Source organism: Halomonas sp. LES1, from assembly GCF_031846005.1.
Lineage (GTDB): Bacteria > Pseudomonadota > Gammaproteobacteria > Pseudomonadales > Halomonadaceae > Halomonas.
Genome location: NZ_JAVRGC010000001.1, coordinates 69,393 through 89,437, shown reverse-complemented (window position 1 = coordinate 89,437; position 20,045 = coordinate 69,393). Strand labels below are relative to the sequence as shown.

Here is a 20,045-nt window from a genome sequence, read left to right as displayed (position 1 = left end):
GCTATCAGGGCTCCTGATGATGGTAGTGACCCTTAATCGGCATACCGCGTGGTGGTCATGTGTAGGGGTTGCTTATCGTGCCACATAATTTTTTATTATGGATACTGCCCGATAAAATAATCGCAAATTTGAGATTTGCCGAACGGTTGGTATACTTCCTGCCGACATCGCCGAAGCGAACACCGCCAATGATGACATTGACCGAACCCTTCACACCTTCAGCCGACCTTGCACGCCCCACCGTTGCCGACGAGGTGGTCGATGCTGAAGCCAGTGACCTGTTTATCCGCAAGCCCAACCCCGATGATGGCTGGGGAATCTACGAACTGGTCAAATCCTGCCCGCCCCTCGACGTGAACTCTGCCTACGCCTATCTGCTGCTGGCCACCCAGTTTCGTGACACCTGTGCGGTAGCCACGGACGAGGAGGGCGAGATCGTCGGTTTCGTGTCGGGATATGTGAAGAGCAACGCCCCGGATACCTATTTCCTCTGGCAGGTCGCCGTCGGTGAGAAGGCACGTGGCACCGGTCTGGCCCGCCGCCTGGTCGAGGCGATAATGAGCCGACCCGAGCTTGCCGAGGTCCATCATCTCGAGACCACCATTACTCCCGACAATCAGGCCTCCTGGGGACTGTTTCGCCGCCTGGCCGACCGTTGGCAGGTGCCGCTGAACAGCCGTGAATACTTCTCTACCGACCAGCTTGGTGGCGAACATGACCCCGAGAACCTGGTCCGGATCGGCCCCTTTCAGACAGACCGTCTCTGACGCTCGTCTCTTTCCGCTTGCATGCGAGGACGCACTTGCGCCTCGCACTCGTCACACTCCATCATTCCGCTACACAGGAGGTCTACGATGCAGACCCAGATCCTAGAACGCATGGAATCCGACGTTCGTACCTACTCGCGCTCGTTCCCGGTGGTTTTCACCAAGGCGAAGAACGCCCGCCTGACCGACGAAGAGGGTCGCGAGTACATCGACTTTCTGGCCGGTGCCGGCACCCTGAACTACGGGCACAACAACTCCAAGATCAAGCAGGCCCTGCTCGACTACCTGGCCGAAGACAATATCATCCACGGCCTGGACTTCTTCACCGCCGCCAAGCGCCGCTACCTCCAGGCCCTCGATGAGATCATCCTCAAGCCGCGGGGCCTCGACTACAAGGTGCAGTTCCCCGGGCCCACCGGCACCAACGCCGTCGAGGCGGCCATTCGCCTGGCACGCAACGCCAAGCAGCGTCACAACATCGTGACCTTCACCAATGGCTTCCACGGCGTGACCATGGGGGCACTCGCCACCACCGGTAACCGCAAGTTCCGCGAGGCCACCGGCGGCGTCCCCACCGTGGGGGCCTCCTTCATGCCCTATGACGGCTACCTGGGCGATGGTGCCGACACCCTGGACTACTTCGAGAAGCTGCTGAGCGACAAGTCCGGAGGCCTTGATGTGCCGGCCGGGGTCATTGTCGAGACCGTGCAGGGGGAGGGCGGCATCAATGCCTGCGGCCTCGACTGGCTCAAGCGTCTCGAACAGATCTGCCGCGCCCATGACATCCTGCTGATCATCGACGACATCCAGGCGGGCTGCGGACGTACCGGCAAGTTCTTCAGCTTCGAGCACGCCGGTGTCGTGCCGGATATCGTGACCAACTCCAAATCGCTTTCGGGGCTTGGCCTGCCGTTCTCCCAGGTCCTGATGCGCCCCGAGCTGGATGTCTGGAAGCCGGGTCAGTACAACGGTACCTTCCGAGGCTTCGCGCTGGCCTTCACCACGGCCGCCGCCGCGATCGAGAACTACTGGTCCGACGATAGCTTCGCCAAGGAGGTGCAGCGCAAGGGGGAGGTCGTCTCCGAGCGTTTCGCCAAGATTGCCGCCTGGATCAGCGAGCAAGGGATCGAGGCCTCCGAGCGTGGGCGTGGCCTGATGCGTGGCATCGATGTGGGCAGCGGCGAGATCGCCGACAAGATCACCCACCAGGCATTCGAGAACGGGCTCGTCATCGAGACCAGCGGCCAGGACGGCGAGGTGGTCAAATGCCTCTGCCCGCTGACGATTTCCGACGAGGACCTGCAGAAGGGTCTGGATATTCTCGAGCAGAGTGCCAAACAGGCGCTAAGCTGATAGCCCGAGTCGTGTGATGCGAGCGAGCCGCCGTGTCGGCTCGCTCGATACAGTTTCTGCCGCTTCCTTCCGGGTGCGGAGAACAACCCCTGACAAGCAGCGAAATTCAAGGAGAGAACCCATGATCGTTCGTAATCTCGAGGAGTGCCGCAAGACGGATCGTCTGGTCAAGGCGGAGAATGGCAACTGGGACAGCACCCGGCTGTCACTGGCCGACGATGGTGGTAACTGCTCGTTCCACATTACCCGTATTTACGAGGGTACCGAGACCCATATTCACTACAAGCACCACTTCGAGGCGGTCTACTGCATCGAGGGTGAAGGCGAGGTCGAGACCCTGGCCGATGGCAAGATCTGGCCGATCAAGCCGGGCGACATCTATATCCTCGACCAGCACGACGAACATCTGCTGCGCGCCACCAAGACCATGCACCTGGCTTGTGTCTTCACGCCAGGGCTGACCGGCAACGAAGTTCACCGGGAAGATGGCTCCTACGCACCGGCCGATGACAAGAAACCCATCTGAGCGATCTCGGAGCCATGGTGATTTCTGGTGTACGGGTGAAGGCAGGAAGGGTGGTGCATCCTGTTGATTGATCACAACCATGATCTCAATCAGCAAGAGCCGATACGTCATGATCGGTTCTACCCTTCTAGGTCCTATCGCGGTGTGCCTCGGCTCTGACACGAGGACTGGCTCTACTTGTCGGTGGTCATCGACTTGTTCTCGTGTCAGGTCGTGGGCTGGTCGATGAAGCCACGCATGACCACTACAGCGCACCCCTTTCTGACTCGTAGAGAGAAAACGATTTATAGGCTAACTTATAAGAAGAGAATCGGCTTGGTCGAGTTTTTTGATGTTGCTGAAATGTGATCCGACAAGGAGTCTCGTCATGCGCAAACTTGCTGCTTCTATCCTGCTTGGCGGTATGTTGATTGCCCCTCTCCATATCGCTATGGCGCAGGATATTCCTACGGTAAGCCCTCGTGAAGGGTGGGCAGTGCATGATAGCGACAAGAGCTATCAGGCGCTTGTGGAGGCGGTAAAAACCGCCGCCAAGGACAGCGGACTTGGCGTCGTTACCGAGGCCGGCCCGACCCAGGCGGCGGCGGATCGGGGGATCGAGATACCGGGCAATCGCGTCATCGGTCTGTTCAATAACGAGTATGCGGTACGCATTCTCAGGCTTTCGACGGCGGCGATGATCGAAGCGCCCATTCGCATGTATGTGACCGAGGCACCGGACGGTACCGCTACCTTGTCCTATAAGCTGCCTTCCCATGTCTATGAGCCTTACATGGAAGAGGGTGGCGAGAAACTGGCACAGGCCGCCGAAGAGCTCGAGCAGGATTTCGCGAGCATCGCCGATGCCGCTCTTGATTAAGAACCCCCCAGGCGAGGAAAAAGGCCAGCCCCTGAAACTTGGGGCGACTCACCCTCGATGATGGATAGCCCGGGGTGCTAGCTCCATGGTGATAAATGAGTGGTTCTGCGGCGAGGGTTTTGCTTGTTGCAACCAACCGTTATGCGCTCTCGAGTTCGTGAATTAGGCGTGGATATAAGCCCAGCCGATGGTCTGGAGCTCCATAAGGGTCACGACGGCAGCCTCGATTTCCTCGATACCTTTATCGTTGGTTAGCCCTTGAGCAATCAGCGAATTGCGCCACAAGCGTAGATATTGGTCGGTGTGATCGCCCAACGTTTCAAGTGCAGCGCTCACGGCGCCAGCATTGGCGACGATCAGGACCTCTGTGTTTGGTCTGGAAGCCAGTAAGTTTTGCACATTGCGACGCGCTCGAGAGAGGCTCTCGGCGGTGGAGGCATGCAGTACGACTCTCTTCGTGGTCATGTTCACTACCTATCGTGCGAGTGGTTGAGTTTTGTCTGCCATCGTTCCCTCAAGCGAGCTTGGAAAGGAAAGTGCACTCGAGGAAGAATAACAGCTAACAGCGTCCAGCGAGTCCGATTACTGGCCTCCGTGTATGCACTGGGCACTGGCTGCGTAGCCTGTCAACCGAGCGGAAGCCTCGAAACGTTCTCGAACCTCAGTTCAGCGAGGTAGGTTGATAATCCAAAGCTGCTGTGATGTTGGAGCCCTTTCCGATTGTCGCGACGCTTTCACTCCCAGGTGGTGCCTTCCAAGGCATTCAGCGGGAGCTTCAGGTAGCGTTTTCCGGTTGGACTCCGGATGCTGCAAGCGTCCTCACAAGTGCGCACTCTGCCCCTGAGACAGGCAGTGTCCCTGCTTCATCAGGGAAGTAGGGCCTCAACCAGATAGTCGATCATCGCCCTGACCTTGGCCGGAGGGCGTCGGTCGGGGGGGAGCAGCACATGTATCCCCCCGGGGTCGAGGGTGGGCTGGTCGAGCTCGAGGGCAACCAGCTCACCACGTGCAAGGGCGTCGTCGACGATGAAACTCGGCTGATAGATCACACCCTGTCCCCGCAGTGCCGCCGCCAACAGCGCGTCGCCGTTGTTGGCCCTCAGATTGCTGTGCACGGGTACCTGAATATCCCCCTTACGCCCGAAGCGCCAGGTGCCATCTTTCTGGGAGGGCGACAGGGTATAACTCAGGCAGTTGTGCCCGGCAAGCTCGTTGACGCCACGTGGCGTGCCATGGCGTTCCAGATAGTCCGGCGCGGCACAGACCCGCAGCGTACAGTCCCCCAGCCGTCGCGCCTTGAGCGAGCTGTCGGCGAGATGGCCGATGCGTAGCGCCAGATCCCACCCCTCTTGCATCAGGTCGTGTTGGGCATCGCTCAGGCCCAGCTCGACCTCCACCTGCGGATAACGGCGACTGAAGGCCGGCAGCAGTGGGGCGATGAAGCGCGTCCCGAAGGAGAGCGGCACATTCATCCGCAGCCGCCCGACCACCTCGATTCGCTGGGCCGCCACTTCCGACTCCGTCTCATCGAGTTCCTGCAGGATACGCTGACACGCCTCGAGATAATCGCGACCGGCGTCGGTCAGCGTGAGCCGCCGGGTGGTGCGATGCAGCAACTTGACCCCTAGCCGGGCCTCCAGGGCATCGACATGCTTGGTGGCCATGGCCGGGGACATGCCTAGCGCGCGGCCTGCCGCCGACAGGCTGCCATGAGTGGCGGCCTGGGTGAAGACCCGCATTCCCGTAAAACGATCCAGCATCGATTTAACACTATCAGTTAAAGGTGTTGGGTAAGAATGGCATGTTCTCCTATTTTTGCAACGAAGTTATAGTGAGATCCGTTCGCATACACCGGCCCGCAGGCCGGAGGGCGCCATCATGATCTACACCTGTATCTCGTCTCCCGAGTCGTCTCCTCAGCCAACGCTGTTCATTCCCCACGGCGCTGGCCCGTGCTTCTTCATGCAGCTATCGCTGCGGGAGGATCTCGATCCCGCCGCGCACTTGGCCGCGGGGGAGGTGCTCGCTTCGCTACGCGACGAGGGCGTGCTGATCGTCGGCAACGGCATGAGCTTTCACAACATGCGCGGCTACGGGGATTCGCGCAATACCGCGCCTTCCGAGGCCTTCGATGACGGGTTGGCCCGGGCCGTGGCGGCCGAAACGGATCGTCGCCACGCCGCCCTGAGCGACTGGACGCAGGCTCCCCATGCCTATCAATGCCACCCACCGGGCGATGAAGAGCATCTGATCCCGCTGTTGGGCGCCGCCGGCGCTGCAAGGGAGGACAGGGGCTAAAAGATCAATTCGGAACAGGTGCTCAAGGCGCAGCTATCGGCCTTCCGCTTCGACTGACGCGGCCATGCCCCTCGGCCACCTTTTCTACATCGAAACTTGTCTAGACCAATGAAGGAGCTATCGATGATCAAGGATTCAAAAGTGCGTTACGGAAGCGTCAGCAAGACCTTCCACTGGCTGATGACCGTACTGATCGGGTGGCAGCTGCTCAAGTTCGGGGACCGTATCGCCGAGGGCGAGCACTGGGTGGGGCAGACCCTGGTGCCCTGGCATGTCTCCATCGGCAGCCTGCTGCTGGTATTGATCGTGCTGCGCCTGGCGTGGGTGGTGTCACAACGTCGTCATCGTCCGGCCCAGAACCCGGCCACCGCCAGGCTGGTCAAGGCGGGGCATGGCCTGCTCTTCGCCGGCATGCTGCTGATGCCGATCACCGGCATGCTGGTAATGCTGGGCGGCGGCTACGGCGTGACTGCCTTCGGGATGGAGATCTTCGCGGAAGGTGAGGAGGTCCCCTGGGCGGCGAGCCTCGGCAGCCTGCATTCGCCGCTGGCCTGGGCCCTGACCGTCCTCATCATCGGGCATATCGCCATGGCGCTGTTCCACCATTTCGTCCAGCGCGACGATACGCTCAAAAGAGTGCTGTAGTAGCCCTGTCTGAAGCAGGCCTGAAAAAGGCGCGACAACTCGCCGAACACCATGTTGTGGCGAGAAAATGTGGGACGTGATTGAAGCGAAACAGGAGTCAGATCTTGGTTAGACCCCAGGCACGAGAACTCAGCGTGCTTCGCCGTTCGTGGCTTACCAGGAACATGCTGCGGATAACCCTCGGAGGCGAGAGCCTGCGGGAGTTCCCACGAAACCAGCAGAGCGCCTATATCAAGCTGATGTTTCCCCGAGGGAAGGACGAACGGCCGCTGATGCGGACCTATACCATACGGCATCAACGTCCCGAGGAGATTGACGTTGATTTTGCCATGCATGCACAGCAGGGGCCGGCGTCTGCATGGGCCAGCAGCGCCCAGCCCGGTGATCGCATCCTGGTCGCCGGACCGGGTGGCAGAAAGTTGATCAGTCAGGAGGGCGACGGGTATCTGCTGGCCGGTGACATGACGGCCTTGCCTGCGCTGAGTGTCAACCTGGAGGAACTGCCGGAGGATGCATACGGTTACGCGGTGATCGAGGTTCGCCACGAATCCGATATTCAACCCTTGAGGCATCCGGAAAACATTGAATTGCACTGGGTGATCAGCCCCGAGCCGGACCCTAGGGGGCTCACGCTGCTCGAGAAACTTCAATCCCTGCCTCGGTTACCCGGAACGCCGTCGGTATGGGCCGCTTGCGAGTTCAGCAGCATGCGGGCCATACGACACTTTATCCGGCAAAGGTATGATATTCCGAAGTCCCAATTCTATGTTTCCAGCTACTGGAAAATTGGCCAGACAGAAGACGGACACAAGCAGACGAAACAGCATGACATCAAGAAAAATCAAGGAGTTTGGAGGTAAATCTCGAGCAAGTGGATGGTCGGCTGCTGCATAAGAGTTGGCGGCAGAAACAGGACCTAGCAAGCTGGCGCCAGAAACTTCGCATAATGTATATTATGTTAAATTGAGTGATACGAAGCTCTCGCAAGCCTCTTGATACCCATGCGTTTCAGCCTGGCAAGATGCCTCCAGGTTGGACAAGATCCTCGGCGACTCCTTATCATCGCCAGACTATCCAAAGGAAGTGTCCTTCCCCATGCCCCATCCTCTGCTGAGTGCGACGCTCGCAGCGTCCGCCATCGTGCTTTCCGGTTGTGTCGCGCTGACGGAAAAGCCGACGCCACCGCCCACCCTGTCCTCGACCGACTTTCATCAGCGCATGAATGCGCTGGAAGAGACGCTGCTTGCCAGTTGCGACAACACCCGGCTGGATACCGAGCTATCGTCTGTTGCCAGTCGCCAGGACCTCCTGATCGGCGATGTGCGCGAGGTCGGTTCGCTGTTGCGCGGCATGAACGGTCGCCTGGATCGGCTCGATGACAATGACTCCGGCCCAGTGGTCGTCAGACGCGAGTGCGCGGCCGATGAACTGGGGATCGGCAACAAGGCTGTCCTTGGCAGCAGCGAATGGATCGGATTGCCCGATGTCGGCACCTACCTCAAGGCGCGTATCGACTCCGGCGCCAATACCTCGTCGCTCTCCGCCCGGGAGATCACCCGATTCGAGCGTGACGGCGAAAACTGGGTCCGCTTCAAGCTGGGCCTGGCAGACGACGACGTTGTCGTCGAGGCGGTACGGGATGAGTGGATCGAAGCTCCCATCGAGCGCCGTGTACGCATCATCCAGGCAACCGGTGAGGAGTCACGGCCGGTGGTGACCCTGATGATGACCCTGGGGTCGATCCGTGAGCCGGTAGAGTTCACGCTGAGTGATCGCACTCATCTCGACTTTCCGGCCCTGCTGGGCAGGCGCTTCCTGCTGGATATCGCCGTCATCGATGTGGCCGAGCGGTACCTTCACCCGCGCCCCGAATTTCCCGGCGGGCGCCCGGCATCGGAAGCCGAGCGCCACGAGAATGACGCCGACCTCGACAACGAAACGCACTGAGGCGCGCATCCGTCGCCCTCTGCCAAGGAAGCCCCATGTCACGACTGCCTTTCTATCTGCTGGTTGGCGTTCTGTTGCTGGCCGGCATCGCCATGACCCTGCATCGCCACTATCAGCTCGAGGTACCCTGGACGCCGGGTGAGCAGCGCCAGGTGTGGGAAGTGGAAGCTCAGGTCAATTTCACGGCACTGGGCGATCCGGTTCTGGTGGACATGGCGCTCCCCTCGACTCAGGAGGGCTTTCGACTGCTTACCGAGCATACGGCCTCGCCCGGCTACGGCCTCTCCTTCGTGGAAGAGGATGGCGGCAGGCGCGCCCAGTGGTCGATCCGAGAGGCCACCGGCTCCCAGCAGCTCTACTACACCGCCCAGGTCCTGGTGGCGCCGGACAGCCGCCCTCCTCGACTGGATAACCCGCCGCCACGCCGCGATATTGTCTGGGAGCGGCCCTATGATACGGCCGCCACCCAGATGATCGAGCGCGCCTGGGGCCGCAGTGCGGATCCCTTCACCTTCGCCCGCGAGCTGCTGCATGACTTCAACGAGGAGCGCCAGGGCGAGAATGCCCGCCTGCTGCTGACCCAGTTCGAGCGTACGCCCCTCCTCGTCCGGCTGCTCAACCAGGCCGGCGTGCCGGCCCGGGAGGTCAGCGGCCTGCTGCTCGAGGATGGACGGCGACGCCAGTCACTCACCAGCTGGGTCCAGGTGTTTGATGGCAAGCGCTGGGCGCTCTTCGACCCGGCAACCGGTGCCCAGGGACGTCCCGACAACCTGTTGATCTGGGAGGGCAACGGCCAGGCGGTGCTCGAGGTTCAGGGAGGGAGCAACTCGAGGGTCAGCTTCTCGATGCTGGTTCGCAATCAGCCGGCCGCCGCGGCGGTTCGCAACCAGCTCGCCGAGGACACCCTGCTCAACTTCTCCATTCACAGCCTGCCGCTCGAGGAGCAGGCACTGTTCCAGACGATCCTGCTGATTCCGATCGGCGCGCTGGTGGTGGTGCTGCTCCGACTGCTGGTGGGGATCAAGACCTCGGGCACCTTCATGCCGGTGCTGATCGCCCTGGCCTTTATCCAGACGAGCCTGGCCACCGGCCTGATCGGCTTCTTGCTGGTGGTCGCCGTCGGCCTGGTGATCCGCAGCTACCTGTCGTACCTCAACCTGTTGCTGGTGGCGCGGGTAACGGCGGTGATTATCACGGTAATCGGCATCATTTCCGTGTTCTCGGTGCTCGCCTACCGCTTCGGGCTCAATGCCGGCCTGACCATCACCTTCTTCCCGATGATCATTCTCTCCTGGACCATCGAGCGTATGTCGATCCTGTGGGAGGAGGAGGGTCCGAAGGAGGTGTTGATCCAGGGCGGTGGCAGCCTGTTCACCGCGGTTCTGGCGTTTCTGGCCATGAACAACCCCTGGGTACGCCATATCACCTTCAACTTCCTGGGGGTCCAGCTGATCCTGATGGCGCTGATCCTGATGATCGGCAACTACACCGGGTATCGCCTGCTGGAGCTACGCCGCTTCAAGCCGGTCACCGAGGATTGAGAGTCATGCGTGAATGGACGACACCCGGCAAGCTGCGCGCCAAGGGCATCATCGGCATGAATCGCCGCAACATCCGCTATATCGGACGCTATAACAATCGCCGTCTCTATCCGCTGGTGGATGACAAGCTGCAGACCAAGCTGCTCGCCGAACGCTTCGGTATCACCACGCCGGCACTGATCGGCACCGTCACCACCCAGTTCGGCGTCAAGCATATCGGTGAGCTGCTTGCCGGCCAGCAGGGATTCGTGATCAAGCCCGCCAAGGGCAGCGGTGGCAAGGGTATCCTGGTGGTGGAGCGGGTCGAGGGGGGAGACTATATCAAGCCCAGCGGCGTACGCATGAGCCTGTCGGATGTCGAGCGACACGTCTCCAATATCCTCTCCGGACTCTACTCCCTGGGCGGCGCGCCGGATGTGGCGCTGATCGAAGCACTGATCAACTTTGATGAAAGCCTCTCCGAGTACACCTACGAGGGGGTGCCGGATATCCGGGTCATCGTGTTCAAGGGCTACCCGGTCATGGCGATGATGCGCCTCTCCACCGCTGCCTCGGACGGCAAGGCCAACCTTCACCAGGGTGCGGTAGGCGTGGGGCTCGATATCGCCTCCGGCACCGCCATCCGAGGGGTTCAGTTCGATCGCACGCGTCACGACCATCCCGACACCGGTCATGAACTGGCCAGCCTGACCATTCCCGACTGGCCTACCCTGCTGCTGCTGGCCGCCGGTTGCTATGAGATGACCGGGCTCGGCTATCTGGGTACCGACATGGTGCTCGATCGCGATCAGGGCCCCATGCTGCTGGAGCTCAACGCCCGGCCCGGGCTGGCGATACAGATGGCCAACGGCGAAGGGTTGAGGCGTCGCCTCGACCTGGTCGAGAAGCAACCGGAGGGAGTGGCTGCCCAGGCGCGGGTGGACTTCGCGCGCCACCATTTCGCCCGTCAAAGCGAGCTTGAGGCCAGCGCCGAGGCCTGAGGCTCGGTGGCCCGCCCTCGCCCACCCGCGTAGAATGTCGCCAACTTCGACAGCCGACGGGTGCCATGACTGATTCCCGAAACCTGCTGCTCCAGGCGGAGCGGCAGTGCCAACAGCGCGGGGCGCGCTTCACGCCGATACGCCGCCGCGTGCTCGAGATGATTGCCGAGGCGTCCGGCGCCCTCAAGGCCTATGACCTCCTCGACCGCCTGGCCGCCGAGCACGCCTCGGCCCGGCCACCCACGGTATACCGTGCCCTGGAGTTTCTGATCGACCAGGGCCTGGTGCATCGTATCGAGTCGCTCAATGCCTATGTTGCCTGTCCCTGCCCGGAACATTCGCACGGCTTCCAGCTGCTGATCTGCCGCCTCTGCGGTCGAGTCGAGGAGCTGCACCTGGAGGACGTCAATGCCCAGCTCGCCGACTGCGCCCAGCAGCTGGGCTTCCGGGTGGAGCGACAGACGATCGAATTGCTGGGACGCTGCGATGCCTGCGGCGATACCGGCGATTGAACCTTTCTGCGGAGAATTGCGATGTCCGATATCTTCAAGGCGCTCGAGCGGGCACCCGCCGACAGCCAGCACGACCTCACACCCGTGCTCGAATCCATCGGGTTCAACGACGATGGCCTGATTCCTGCCATCGCCCAGCAGCACGATAGCGGCGAGGTGCTGATGATGGCCTGGATGAACCGTGAGGCCCTCATGGAGACCCTGCGTACCGGCCGGGTCTGCTACTGGTCGCGCTCGCGTGGCAAGCTGTGGCGCAAGGGCGAGAGCTCCGGCCAGCAGCAGCACCTGAGGGGGGCCGCGCTCGACTGTGACGGAGACACCCTGCTGCTGCAGGTGGACCAGACGGGTCCCGCCTGCCACAGCGGGCGCCGTAGCTGCTTCTATGTGGCGCTCGAAACGGAAACGGCGCGCATCACCACCGCCCCGCTGATCGACCCCGCCACGCTCTACGGCAAGTCCTGATGCACAGCCAGGCCGGCTGGCTGGCCAACCTGGCACGACGGCTGCGCCAGGCCACGGCCTGGCTGTTGATCGGGCTGGTCAGGCTCTACCAGGTCACGTTGAGCCCCCTGCTCGGGCCGCGGTGCCGCTACTGGCCCAGCTGCTCCCGCTATGCCGTGGAGGCGATTCGCGTGCATGGCTCCTTCAGGGGCGGGCTGATGGCCGCCCGCCGCATCGCTCGCTGCCACCCTGGCTGTGAAGGCGGTATCGACCCGGTACCGGGTGGCCCCAGCGAGGCGCTGTGCCGCGAGGACCCCGAGCTCGACGAGAACTTCCGTCCCCGCGCGTCGGACCGCCCAGCGGAGCGTGACGGCCCGGCCTCCTGAGCCGCCCGGCCTCAGGCGGCCTCCTGCTCCGCCACCTCGTAGATGCGCTTGAGCATGGCGTTGAGGCCATTGCTGCGCGTGGGCGACAGGTGCTTGTCGAGCCCCAGATCACCGAGAAAGTGCGGTGAGGTATCGCGGATCTCCGCGGCGGGCCGATCGTTGTAGATGCGCATCAGCACGGCAATCAGCCCGGAGACGATGGCGGCATCGGAGATGGCGTCGAAGTGCACGACCCCGTCGCGACACTCGTGGCGCATCCAGACATTGGACTGGCAGCCCTGAATCTTGAGCTCGTCGCGCTTCCACTCCTCGGGAAACTCGGGCAGCGCCTTGCCCATATCAATGATGTACTGGTAGCGATCCATCCAGTTGTCGAACAGCTCGAACTCCTCGATCAGTTCCTTCTGGGTCTGCTCGGCGGTGGCGTCAATCGTCATGGGGCCTCCTGTTGGTGAATGGGATGATTATACCGGCTCCTCCCCCGCGGCGTCCGCCCCGGCTTGCCCCTCGCCTCTTTCGGCCAGCCCGTGGCGAGACTGCTGTCGGTGCCAGGCCTCATCCTCTGCGTGCAGATAGTGGGCGGTGGTGTCCAGCCGCGAGTGGCGTGCCGTGGCCGCCAGGTAGCGCAGCTCGACCCCGGCCTGAGCCTGATGGGTCAGCGCCGTATGGCGCAACCAGTGGGGGGTGGCCTGACGCAGGCGTAGCACCCAGCCACGAGCGCCCTCCTCCTCTACTGCCTCCAGGTCGTCCGCGGCCTGAGCAAAGGCCTGCCTGATCAGCCGATAGAGGCGGTTGTCGCCGATGCCCCGCTTGCCATCCAGGGCTCGCAGCAGTGGCGTCGCCTCATCCGGCTGGGGCTCCGGACTCAGCCCCAGAACCTCTCGCCACTCCTTCAACAGCGAGAGCATGTCGGGTGGTACGGGAATGCTGGCGAGCTTGCCCCCCTTGCCTATCACGCTCCACCACCAGCGCCCCTCGCGCTGCTGGAAATCCCCCATGCGGGCGGCACGCATCTCGGCGATACGCGGTGCCAGCAGGTAGGCGAAGCCGAAGATAAAGCGTCGACGAGCCCCTTCGTAGCGCTCGCGGGATGACGTTCCCTCCTCCTTCGCCGGCCCGTTCGCGCCGTTCAACCAGCCCCAGAACCACTCCCACAGCGGCGCCTCCAGATAGCGCTCGATACCGGCCCGGCGGTTATCGAGCCGCCGCCGCTTGTCACGCATCAGTCGGAAGGGGTTGTGGCCCACCCACCCCGCTTCCACCAGCCAGGCATACATGCCCTGCAGGATCACCAGGCTCTGGCGACGGCTGGCCGGCGCGAGCGGCCCACGAAATGGTCGCCAGTCATCGGCGTGACGCGGACGCGGCGGCCCGACCCAGCGCGATCTCGGCTGAGGATCGGCAAGGAAGGCCTCGAAGGCCTCCAGATGGTCCCGTCGCACCTGGTCGAGGGTCATGTTCCGTTCGGCGAGCCATAACAGCAGCCGCTCGGCCTCGCGACGATAAGCGCGCTGAGTCCTGGGGCTGGCCCGGTACTCCGCCAACCATTCGCCCACCGCCTCGGCATCACTGCGCGCGGCGATATAGCCGCCCTGCTCCGCCATGGCCGGCACAGGCCCTGTGGCCGGCCGCAGCGGCGACCCCTCCACCACGATGGCGTCTTTCGATTGATGCCCCAACACCCCCTCCTTGCTCCTTGCTGGCCAGTATCCAGGGCTATCGCAGTTACCGAACCTCGGGGCGCTGGGGACAAGCCGAAGAGGAGGTCCGAGGACCAGGGAAGGCCGAGGAAGCGTACAGGGAGGTATTTACAGCGCCTCCTCGCAGGTTTGTCGCCAGATCAGCCCCGAGCTACCGAGCTATCTACGATAGCCCCAGGCCAGTATCCCCTGAACTAATAAGAAAAATCAAGATAAGCCGCGTAATCTTGCTTTTATTTCCTTTTTCATAACGTATTTTACGTATTACGTATAATGTAATTATCTTTCAATTCCCCCTGAATACCGCTATGCTGCGCCGCATATCGATCCAAAGGGGTGGCACAAGGAGAGCCTCATGGCGCGCATCGGCGTGACCTACGAAGACGTACAACGAGCCATCGACGAGCTGCTGACCCGTGGCGATGCGCCCAGCGTGCAGAAGATTCGCGAGATACTGGGGACCGGCAGCTTCACCACGATCAGCGATCATCTGCGCAACTGGCGGCAGCAGCGCGAGGAGAACCGCGACGTTCCTCCACCCCGCGGCATGCCGGCCGCCCTTCAGGAGCTGGCCGAGGGGCTCTGGCGCCAGGCCCAGGAGAGTGCCAACGAGGCGCTACGCCACTACCGCGAGGAGGCGGATCGCAGGGTGGAAGAGGCGCAGGAGTCGGTGGCAGACACTCGTCGACAGGCGGACGATGCCAGGCAGCGTGAAGCGGCCCTGGCCAGCCACCTGTCCGGCACCGAGCAGCGCCTGGAGGCGCTCAGCGCTGAGCTGGCAACGAGCCAGGCGCGATGTGAGGCGCTGAAGGCGGCCGAGAACCGCGCCTCCACGCGCCTGGCCGAAGCGGAGTCGCTGCTGCAACGCCATCGAGACGAGGCTAGCCGCATGGCACAGGAGCACCAGCAGGCCATGCAGGCGTGCGAGGAGGCCCACCGCGAGAAGCTGGCCCAGGAGGAGCAGCGCCACGAAAGCGCCGAGACACGCCTGATGACTCTGCTCGACCAGGCCCGCCAGGAGCGACTGGCCAGTGAGAAGGCGGCGGCGGGAAGAGAAGAACAACTGGAGAAGCGCCTCGAGCGTCAGGAGTCGCTGCTTCAGGAGGTGCGCGCAAGGCTTGCCAATGAGGAGAAGCACCATCGCGATGTGGACTTGGCCCGCCGCCAGGCGGAGGCGCTGGCCGAGACCCGCCAGCATGAGCAGTCACTGCTGCAGGCACGCATCGACGAGCAGAAGCGTCATCTGGAGGAGCAGGCAGAGCGCGTGAGAAACCTGGAGCAGCAGCTCTATCGCTGCCTGTGGCAGACGCCGAAGGCCGCCCCGGAAGAGGATGACGCCTCGGCTCAGTCGGCCGATGAAAGCAGGGAAGAAGGCGCCCCGCCTGACGACAGCCCCTGAGGCCGCCTTATCTGCCCATAACCCATAACAAAAGAAGGGCCCCACCTTTCGGCGGAGCCCTTCTTGTGACGCCAGGTAAGCCGTGCGGCGCGAGGCCGCTTAACGGTAGTAGGCGTTGGTGGTGTCGCTATGGTCGGTCACGTCGCGGATGCCACCCAGCTCCGGGATGCGCTCCAGCAGGGTGCGCTCGACACCATCCTTGAGCGTCAGGTCGACCGCGGCACAGCCCTGGCAGCCACCACCGAAGGCCAGTATCGCCACGTTCTCGTCGGTCAGCTCGATCAGCTTGATCTCACCGCCGTGGGCCGCCAGGCCGGGGTTGATCTCGCTGTAGAGCACGTAGTTGACGCGATCGGCGAGGGGACTGTCGGCATTGACCTTGGGCATCTTGGCGTTGGGCGCCTTGATGGTCAGCTGCCCCCCCATGCGATCGGCGTTGAAATCGACGACCGCCTCCTCGAGGAACGGCAGGCTGTTCTTGTCCAGGAAGACACCCAGCTTGGGCAGCTCCAGCTTCTCGTCGGTAGGCTCCTCTTCACCGGGGCGGCAGTAGGCCAGACAGGTTTCGGCATAGGGGGTGCCTGGCTGAGTGATGAAGATGCGTACTGCGATCCCTTCGACGTTCTGCTTCTCGAGCAGCTCGGCGAGGTAGTCCTGGGCACTTTCGGTAATCTGGATCGGTTCGCTCATGCTATTTCCCGCTGTCGGTGCGCGGCAGCGGCGAGGTCGCCGCGTACCGGGTAATGTGATGACGCTAATGGTAAGACACGGGGCGCGGCGAAACAATCCCGAGTGATTTGGTGGGTTTTAAACACCCACCTGCCCCCGCGGCGAGCAGTTTGCTACCATGTCCGGCTTGACAACGGCCGCGACACAGAAGATGCCCCGAGGCACAACGGCGGTCATGAATATCGGACACCCTCGCTGGAGACAGACTCACACCATGGCCGCCGCTCCTACTGCCCAGACCGCCACCCTGATCGAATGTCTCACCGAGCGCATCCTGATGCTCGATGGAGGCATGGGCACCATGCTCCAGAACGCCGGCCTCTCCGAGGAGGACTTCCGTGGGGAGCGCTTTGCCGACTGGCCCTCGGACCTCAAGGGCAACAATGATCTGCTGGTACTGACCTGCCCGGACCTGGTGTCACGCATCCACCGCGAGTACCTCGAGGCCGGCGCCGATATCGTCGAGACCAACACCTTCAACAGCACTCGCCTGTCTCAAGCGGACTATGGCATGGAGGCACAGGTACCCGAGATCAACCGTGAGGCGGCCAGGCTGGCTCGCGAGGTCTGCGATGCGGTGGCTGCCGAGACCGGCACCCCACGCTATGTCGCGGGCGTGCTTGGCCCCACCTCCCGAACCGCCTCGCTCTCCCCGGATGTCAACGATCCGGCCAAGCGAAACGTCACCTTCGATGAGCTTCGCGAAAACTACCGGGAAGCCGCCGAGGCGCTGATCGAAGGCGGAGCCGATCTGATCATGATCGAGACCATCTTCGATACCCTCAATGCCAAGGCGGCGATCTACGCCCTGGAGGAGCTCTTCGAGTCACGCGGCGAGCGCCTGCCGGTGATGATCTCCGGCACCATCACCGATGCCTCGGGGCGCACGCTGTCGGGGCAGACCACCGAGGCCTTCTGGAACTCGGTACGCCACGCCAGGCCGCTGTCGGTGGGCTTGAACTGCGCGCTGGGCGCCGAGGAGCTGCGCCCCTACGTCGAGGAGCTGTCGAGCAAGGCCGACACCTATGTCTCGGCGCACCCCAATGCCGGCCTGCCCAACGAGTTCGGCGAATATGACCAGTCACCCGAGGAGATGGCGGCCATCGTGGCGGAGTTTGCCGCCAGCGGCCTGGTCAATATCCTCGGTGGCTGCTGCGGCTCCACGCCCGAGCATATCGCCGCCATCCATCGCGCCATCCAGGGCATGCCGCCGCGCCGCCTGCCGGACATCCCCAAGAAGTGTCGTCTCTCCGGCCTCGAACCCTTCAACATCGGGCCCGACTCGCTGTTCGTCAACGTCGGCGAGCGCACCAACGTGACCGGTTCGGCGCGCTTCAAGCGCCTGATCAAGGAGGAGGACTACACCACCGCCCTCGAGGTCGCCCTGGAGCAGGTGGAGAATGGCGCCCAGGTCATCGACATCAACATGGACGAGGGGATGCTGGACTCCCAGGAAGCCATGGTGCGCTTCCTGAACCTGATCGCCGGCGAGCCGGACATCTCCCGGGTGCCGATCATGATCGACTCCTCGAAGTGGGAGATCATCGAGGCCGGCCTCAAGTGCATCCAGGGCAAGGCGATCGTCAACTCCATATCGCTCAAGGAGGGGGAGGAGGAGTTTCGTCGGCACGCCACCGTCTGTCGCCGCCATGGCGCCGCCGTGGTTGTCATGGCCTTTGACGAGGTCGGCCAGGCCGATACCCTTGCGCGCAAGACCGAGATCAGCGAGCGCGCCTATCGCCTGCTGGTCGACGAGATCGGCTTTCCTCCCGAAGACATCATCTTCGACCCCAACATCTTCGCCATTGCCACCGGGATCGAGGAGCACAACAACTACGCCGTCGACTTCATTCAGGCGACCGAATGGATCCGCAAGCACCTGCCCCACGCTCAGGTTTCCGGCGGCGTCTCCAATGTCTCGTTCTCCTTTCGCGGCAACAACGTGGTGCGCGAGGCGATCCACTCGGTATTCCTCTATCACGCCATTCGCGCCGGGCTCTCCATGGGCATCGTCAATGCCGGTCAGCTGGGGGTATACGATGACCTGGATGCCGAACTGCGCGATGCGGTGGAGGATGTCGTGCTCAATCGGCGCGATGATGCGACCGAGCGACTGCTCGACCTGGCCGAGAAGTACAAGGGCGACGGCAGTGGTGCGGACAGGAAGGAAGACCTGGAGTGGCGTGGCTGGGAGGTCGCGAAGCGCATCGAGCATGCGCTGGTCAAGGGGGTGACCGCCTACATCATCGAGGACACCGAAGAGGCGCGCCAACAGTTCGACCGCCCTATCGAGGTCATCGAGGGGCCGTTGATGGATGGCATGAACGTGGTCGGTGACCTGTTCGGCGCCGGCAAGATGTTCCTGCCCCAGGTGGTCAAGTCCGCACGAGTGATGAAGCAGGCGGTGGCGCACCTGCTGCCCTATATCGAAGCGGAGAAGGACGAAACGACCCAGGCCAAGGGCAAGATCGTCATGGCGACCGTGAAGGGCGATGTTCATGACATCGGCAAGAATATCGTCGGCGTCGTCCTGCAGTGCAACAACTACGACGTCGTCGACCTGGGGGTGATGGTGCCGGCGGAGAAGATCCTGCAGACGGCTCGGGATGAAAACGCCGACATCATCGGCCTCTCGGGACTGATCACGCCGTCGCTGGATGAGATGGTCGGCGTGGCCAAGGAGATGCAGCGCCAGGGCTTTGAACTGCCGTTGCTGATCGGTGGCGCCACGACATCCAAGGCGCATACCGCGGTCAAGGTGGATCCCGGCTACGAACACCCGGTGATCTATGTGCCGGACGCCTCCCGTGCGGTGGGCGTCGCCTCCAGGCTGCTGTCGCCGGAAATGAAACCCGAATACATTGCCGAGATCCGCAGCGAATACGAGAGCGTGCGCGAACGTAACGCCAAGCGGCGCCCCAAGGGGGCAGACCTGACCTATGAGCAGGCTCGTCAGCGCAAGTTCAAGATCGACTGGAACGGCTATACCCCGCCGCAGCCGGCCATGACCGGCACACTGACCTTCGATGGCTATGATCTCGATGAACTGGTCGAGCGCATCGACTGGACCCCCTTCTTCATGAGCTGGCAGCTTGCCGGGAAGTACCCGAAGATTCTCGACGACGCCAAGGTCGGCGAGGCGGCGCGCAGCCTGTTCCGCGACGCCCAGGCCATGTTGCGCAAGCTGATCGACGAGAAGCTGGTAGCAGCGCGTGGCGTGATCGGCATCTGGCCCGCCAACAGCGTCGACGACGATACCATCGAGGTGTACGCCGACGACTCCCGCAACGAGGTGATCGAACGGCTTCACCATATCCGTCAGCAGACCACCAAGAACCGCGACGGTGTCTGCTACAGCCTGGCCGATTTCGTGGCCCCACGGGAGAGTGGCAAAGCGGACTGGATCGGCGGCTTCGCCGTGACCACGGGCCACGGTGTCGAGGAGCTCGCCGAGCAGTACAAGGCGGCCGGTGATGACTACAATGCCATCCTGGTGCAGTCGCTTACCGACCGCCTGGCCGAGGCCTTTGCCGAACGCCTTCATGAACGGGTGCGCAAGGAGTTCTGGGGCTATGTACCCGATGAGGCGTTGGACAACGATGCCCTTATCGCCGAAAGGTATCAGGGCATCCGCCCGGCACCGGGCTATCCGGCGTGCCCCGACCATACCGAGAAGCCGACCCTGTTCAGGCTGCTGGACGCCACCGAGCAGTCCGGCCTCACCCTGACCGAGAACTTCGCCATGTGGCCCGCCGCCGCCGTGGCGGGGTGGTACTTCTCGCATCCGCAGTCGAAATACTTCTCCACCGGCAAGATTACCCGTGAACAGGTGGAAAGCCTGGCCAGCCGCAAGGGCATGGGTCTCGAGGAGATGGAGCGCTGGCTCATGCCGGTGCTCTCCTACGACCCCGCCTGATTCACGGTGGGCCGCCAGTCAGGCGGCCCACCCCCTCTCCTATCGC

At 62.7% G+C, this 20,045-nt stretch carries 20 protein-coding genes; 15 read left to right on the top strand and 5 right to left on the bottom strand.

Annotation, left to right across the window (positions count from 1 at the left end):
- Positions 1-188 precede the first annotated feature (188 nt).
- The 4 genes from ectA (at position 189) to RM463_RS00410 (ending at position 3,505) form a co-directional block, all read left to right on the top strand.
- On the top strand, positions 189-767 hold the full coding sequence (gene ectA, locus RM463_RS00425; RefSeq protein ID WP_195687550.1) for a diaminobutyrate acetyltransferase: 579 nt from the start codon (positions 189-191) through the stop codon (positions 765-767).
- Positions 768-854: 87 nt separating this feature from the next.
- Positions 855-2,120 carry a diaminobutyrate--2-oxoglutarate transaminase gene (gene ectB / locus RM463_RS00420; RefSeq protein WP_195687549.1) on the top strand — a complete coding sequence of 422 codons (1,266 nt, stop codon included), beginning with the start codon at positions 855-857 and terminating at the stop codon, positions 2,118-2,120.
- 121 nt (positions 2,121-2,241) lie between these two features.
- Complete coding sequence (locus tag RM463_RS00415) at positions 2,242-2,646, top strand: ectoine synthase (protein WP_195687548.1); 405 nt, start codon at positions 2,242-2,244, stop codon at positions 2,644-2,646.
- 367 nt (positions 2,647-3,013) lie between these two features.
- On the top strand, positions 3,014-3,505 hold the full coding sequence (locus tag RM463_RS00410; RefSeq protein WP_311428525.1) for a DUF302 domain-containing protein: 492 nt from the start codon (positions 3,014-3,016) through the stop codon (positions 3,503-3,505).
- 162 nt (positions 3,506-3,667) lie between these two features.
- Here the strand turns inward: RM463_RS00410 and RM463_RS00405 are convergent, their stop codons facing one another.
- Positions 3,668-3,970 (bottom strand): hypothetical protein, encoded by a 303-nt coding sequence (locus RM463_RS00405; protein WP_311428524.1) that lies wholly within the window; start codon positions 3,968-3,970, stop codon positions 3,668-3,670.
- A 401-nt stretch (positions 3,971-4,371) separates the two neighbouring features.
- Entirely contained in the window at positions 4,372-5,265 is an 894-nt protein-coding gene (locus RM463_RS00400; protein ID WP_311428523.1) for a LysR family transcriptional regulator, read from the bottom strand.
- 118 nt (positions 5,266-5,383) lie between these two features.
- Between RM463_RS00400 and RM463_RS00395 the strand changes: the two genes are divergently transcribed.
- From RM463_RS00395 to yidD, 9 genes are all read left to right on the top strand, one after another.
- A complete protein-coding gene (locus RM463_RS00395; protein ID WP_311428522.1) occupies positions 5,384-5,803 on the top strand; it encodes a class III extradiol ring-cleavage dioxygenase in 420 nt (139 codons plus the stop codon).
- Positions 5,804-5,926: 123 nt separating this feature from the next.
- Positions 5,927-6,448 (top strand): cytochrome b, encoded by a 522-nt coding sequence (locus RM463_RS00390; RefSeq protein WP_195687542.1) that lies wholly within the window; start codon positions 5,927-5,929, stop codon positions 6,446-6,448.
- 134 nt (positions 6,449-6,582) lie between these two features.
- Entirely contained in the window at positions 6,583-7,308 is a 726-nt protein-coding gene (locus RM463_RS00385) for a siderophore-interacting protein (RefSeq protein WP_311428521.1), read from the top strand.
- Positions 7,309-7,543: 235 nt separating this feature from the next.
- The gene (locus tag RM463_RS00380) at positions 7,544-8,395 is read left to right on the top strand and encodes an ATP-dependent zinc protease (RefSeq protein WP_311428520.1); all 852 of its coding nucleotides are present in this window, start codon (positions 7,544-7,546) and stop codon (positions 8,393-8,395) included.
- Positions 8,396-8,430: 35 nt separating this feature from the next.
- Positions 8,431-9,936, top strand: a complete 1,506-nt coding sequence (locus RM463_RS00375; protein WP_195687530.1) for a UUP1 family membrane protein — start codon at positions 8,431-8,433, stop codon at positions 9,934-9,936.
- Positions 9,937-9,941: 5 nt separating this feature from the next.
- Entirely contained in the window at positions 9,942-10,916 is a 975-nt protein-coding gene (locus RM463_RS00370) for an alpha-L-glutamate ligase-like protein (RefSeq protein WP_311428519.1), read from the top strand.
- A 65-nt stretch (positions 10,917-10,981) separates the two neighbouring features.
- On the top strand, positions 10,982-11,428 hold the full coding sequence (locus RM463_RS00365) for a transcriptional repressor (RefSeq protein WP_311428518.1): 447 nt from the start codon (positions 10,982-10,984) through the stop codon (positions 11,426-11,428).
- A gap of 21 nt (positions 11,429-11,449) precedes the next feature.
- Positions 11,450-11,890 (top strand): phosphoribosyl-AMP cyclohydrolase, encoded by a 441-nt coding sequence (gene hisI, locus RM463_RS00360; protein ID WP_195687527.1) that lies wholly within the window; start codon positions 11,450-11,452, stop codon positions 11,888-11,890.
- Positions 11,890-12,255 carry a membrane protein insertion efficiency factor YidD gene (yidD, locus tag RM463_RS00355; protein WP_311428517.1) on the top strand — a complete coding sequence of 122 codons (366 nt, stop codon included), beginning with the start codon at positions 11,890-11,892 and terminating at the stop codon, positions 12,253-12,255. The genes hisI and yidD overlap by 1 nt, the downstream gene beginning before the upstream one ends.
- 11 nt (positions 12,256-12,266) lie before the next feature.
- Here yidD and RM463_RS00350 read toward each other — a convergent pair whose 3' ends face one another.
- Together RM463_RS00350 and RM463_RS00345 are read right to left on the bottom strand one after the other, a co-directional pair.
- Complete coding sequence (locus RM463_RS00350; protein WP_195687525.1) at positions 12,267-12,692, bottom strand: SufE family protein; 426 nt, start codon at positions 12,690-12,692, stop codon at positions 12,267-12,269.
- Between the two features lie 27 nt (positions 12,693-12,719).
- Positions 12,720-13,859, bottom strand: a complete 1,140-nt coding sequence (locus RM463_RS00345) for a site-specific integrase (RefSeq protein WP_311429107.1) — start codon at positions 13,857-13,859, stop codon at positions 12,720-12,722.
- A 451-nt stretch (positions 13,860-14,310) separates the two neighbouring features.
- On the opposite strand from RM463_RS00345, the gene RM463_RS00340 reads away from it, so the two are divergent.
- The gene (locus RM463_RS00340) at positions 14,311-15,354 is read left to right on the top strand and encodes a DNA-binding protein (protein WP_195687524.1); all 1,044 of its coding nucleotides are present in this window, start codon (positions 14,311-14,313) and stop codon (positions 15,352-15,354) included.
- A gap of 99 nt (positions 15,355-15,453) precedes the next feature.
- On the opposite strand, the gene nfuA is transcribed toward RM463_RS00340, so the two are convergent.
- Positions 15,454-16,044, bottom strand: coding sequence for a Fe-S biogenesis protein NfuA (gene nfuA, locus RM463_RS00335; RefSeq protein WP_195687523.1), 591 nt, complete (start codon positions 16,042-16,044; stop codon positions 15,454-15,456).
- A 253-nt stretch (positions 16,045-16,297) separates the two neighbouring features.
- Between nfuA and metH the strand changes: the two genes are divergently transcribed.
- Entirely contained in the window at positions 16,298-19,999 is a 3,702-nt protein-coding gene (gene metH / locus RM463_RS00330) for a methionine synthase (RefSeq protein WP_311428516.1), read from the top strand.
- The last annotated feature ends 46 nt before the right edge of the window (positions 20,000-20,045 follow it).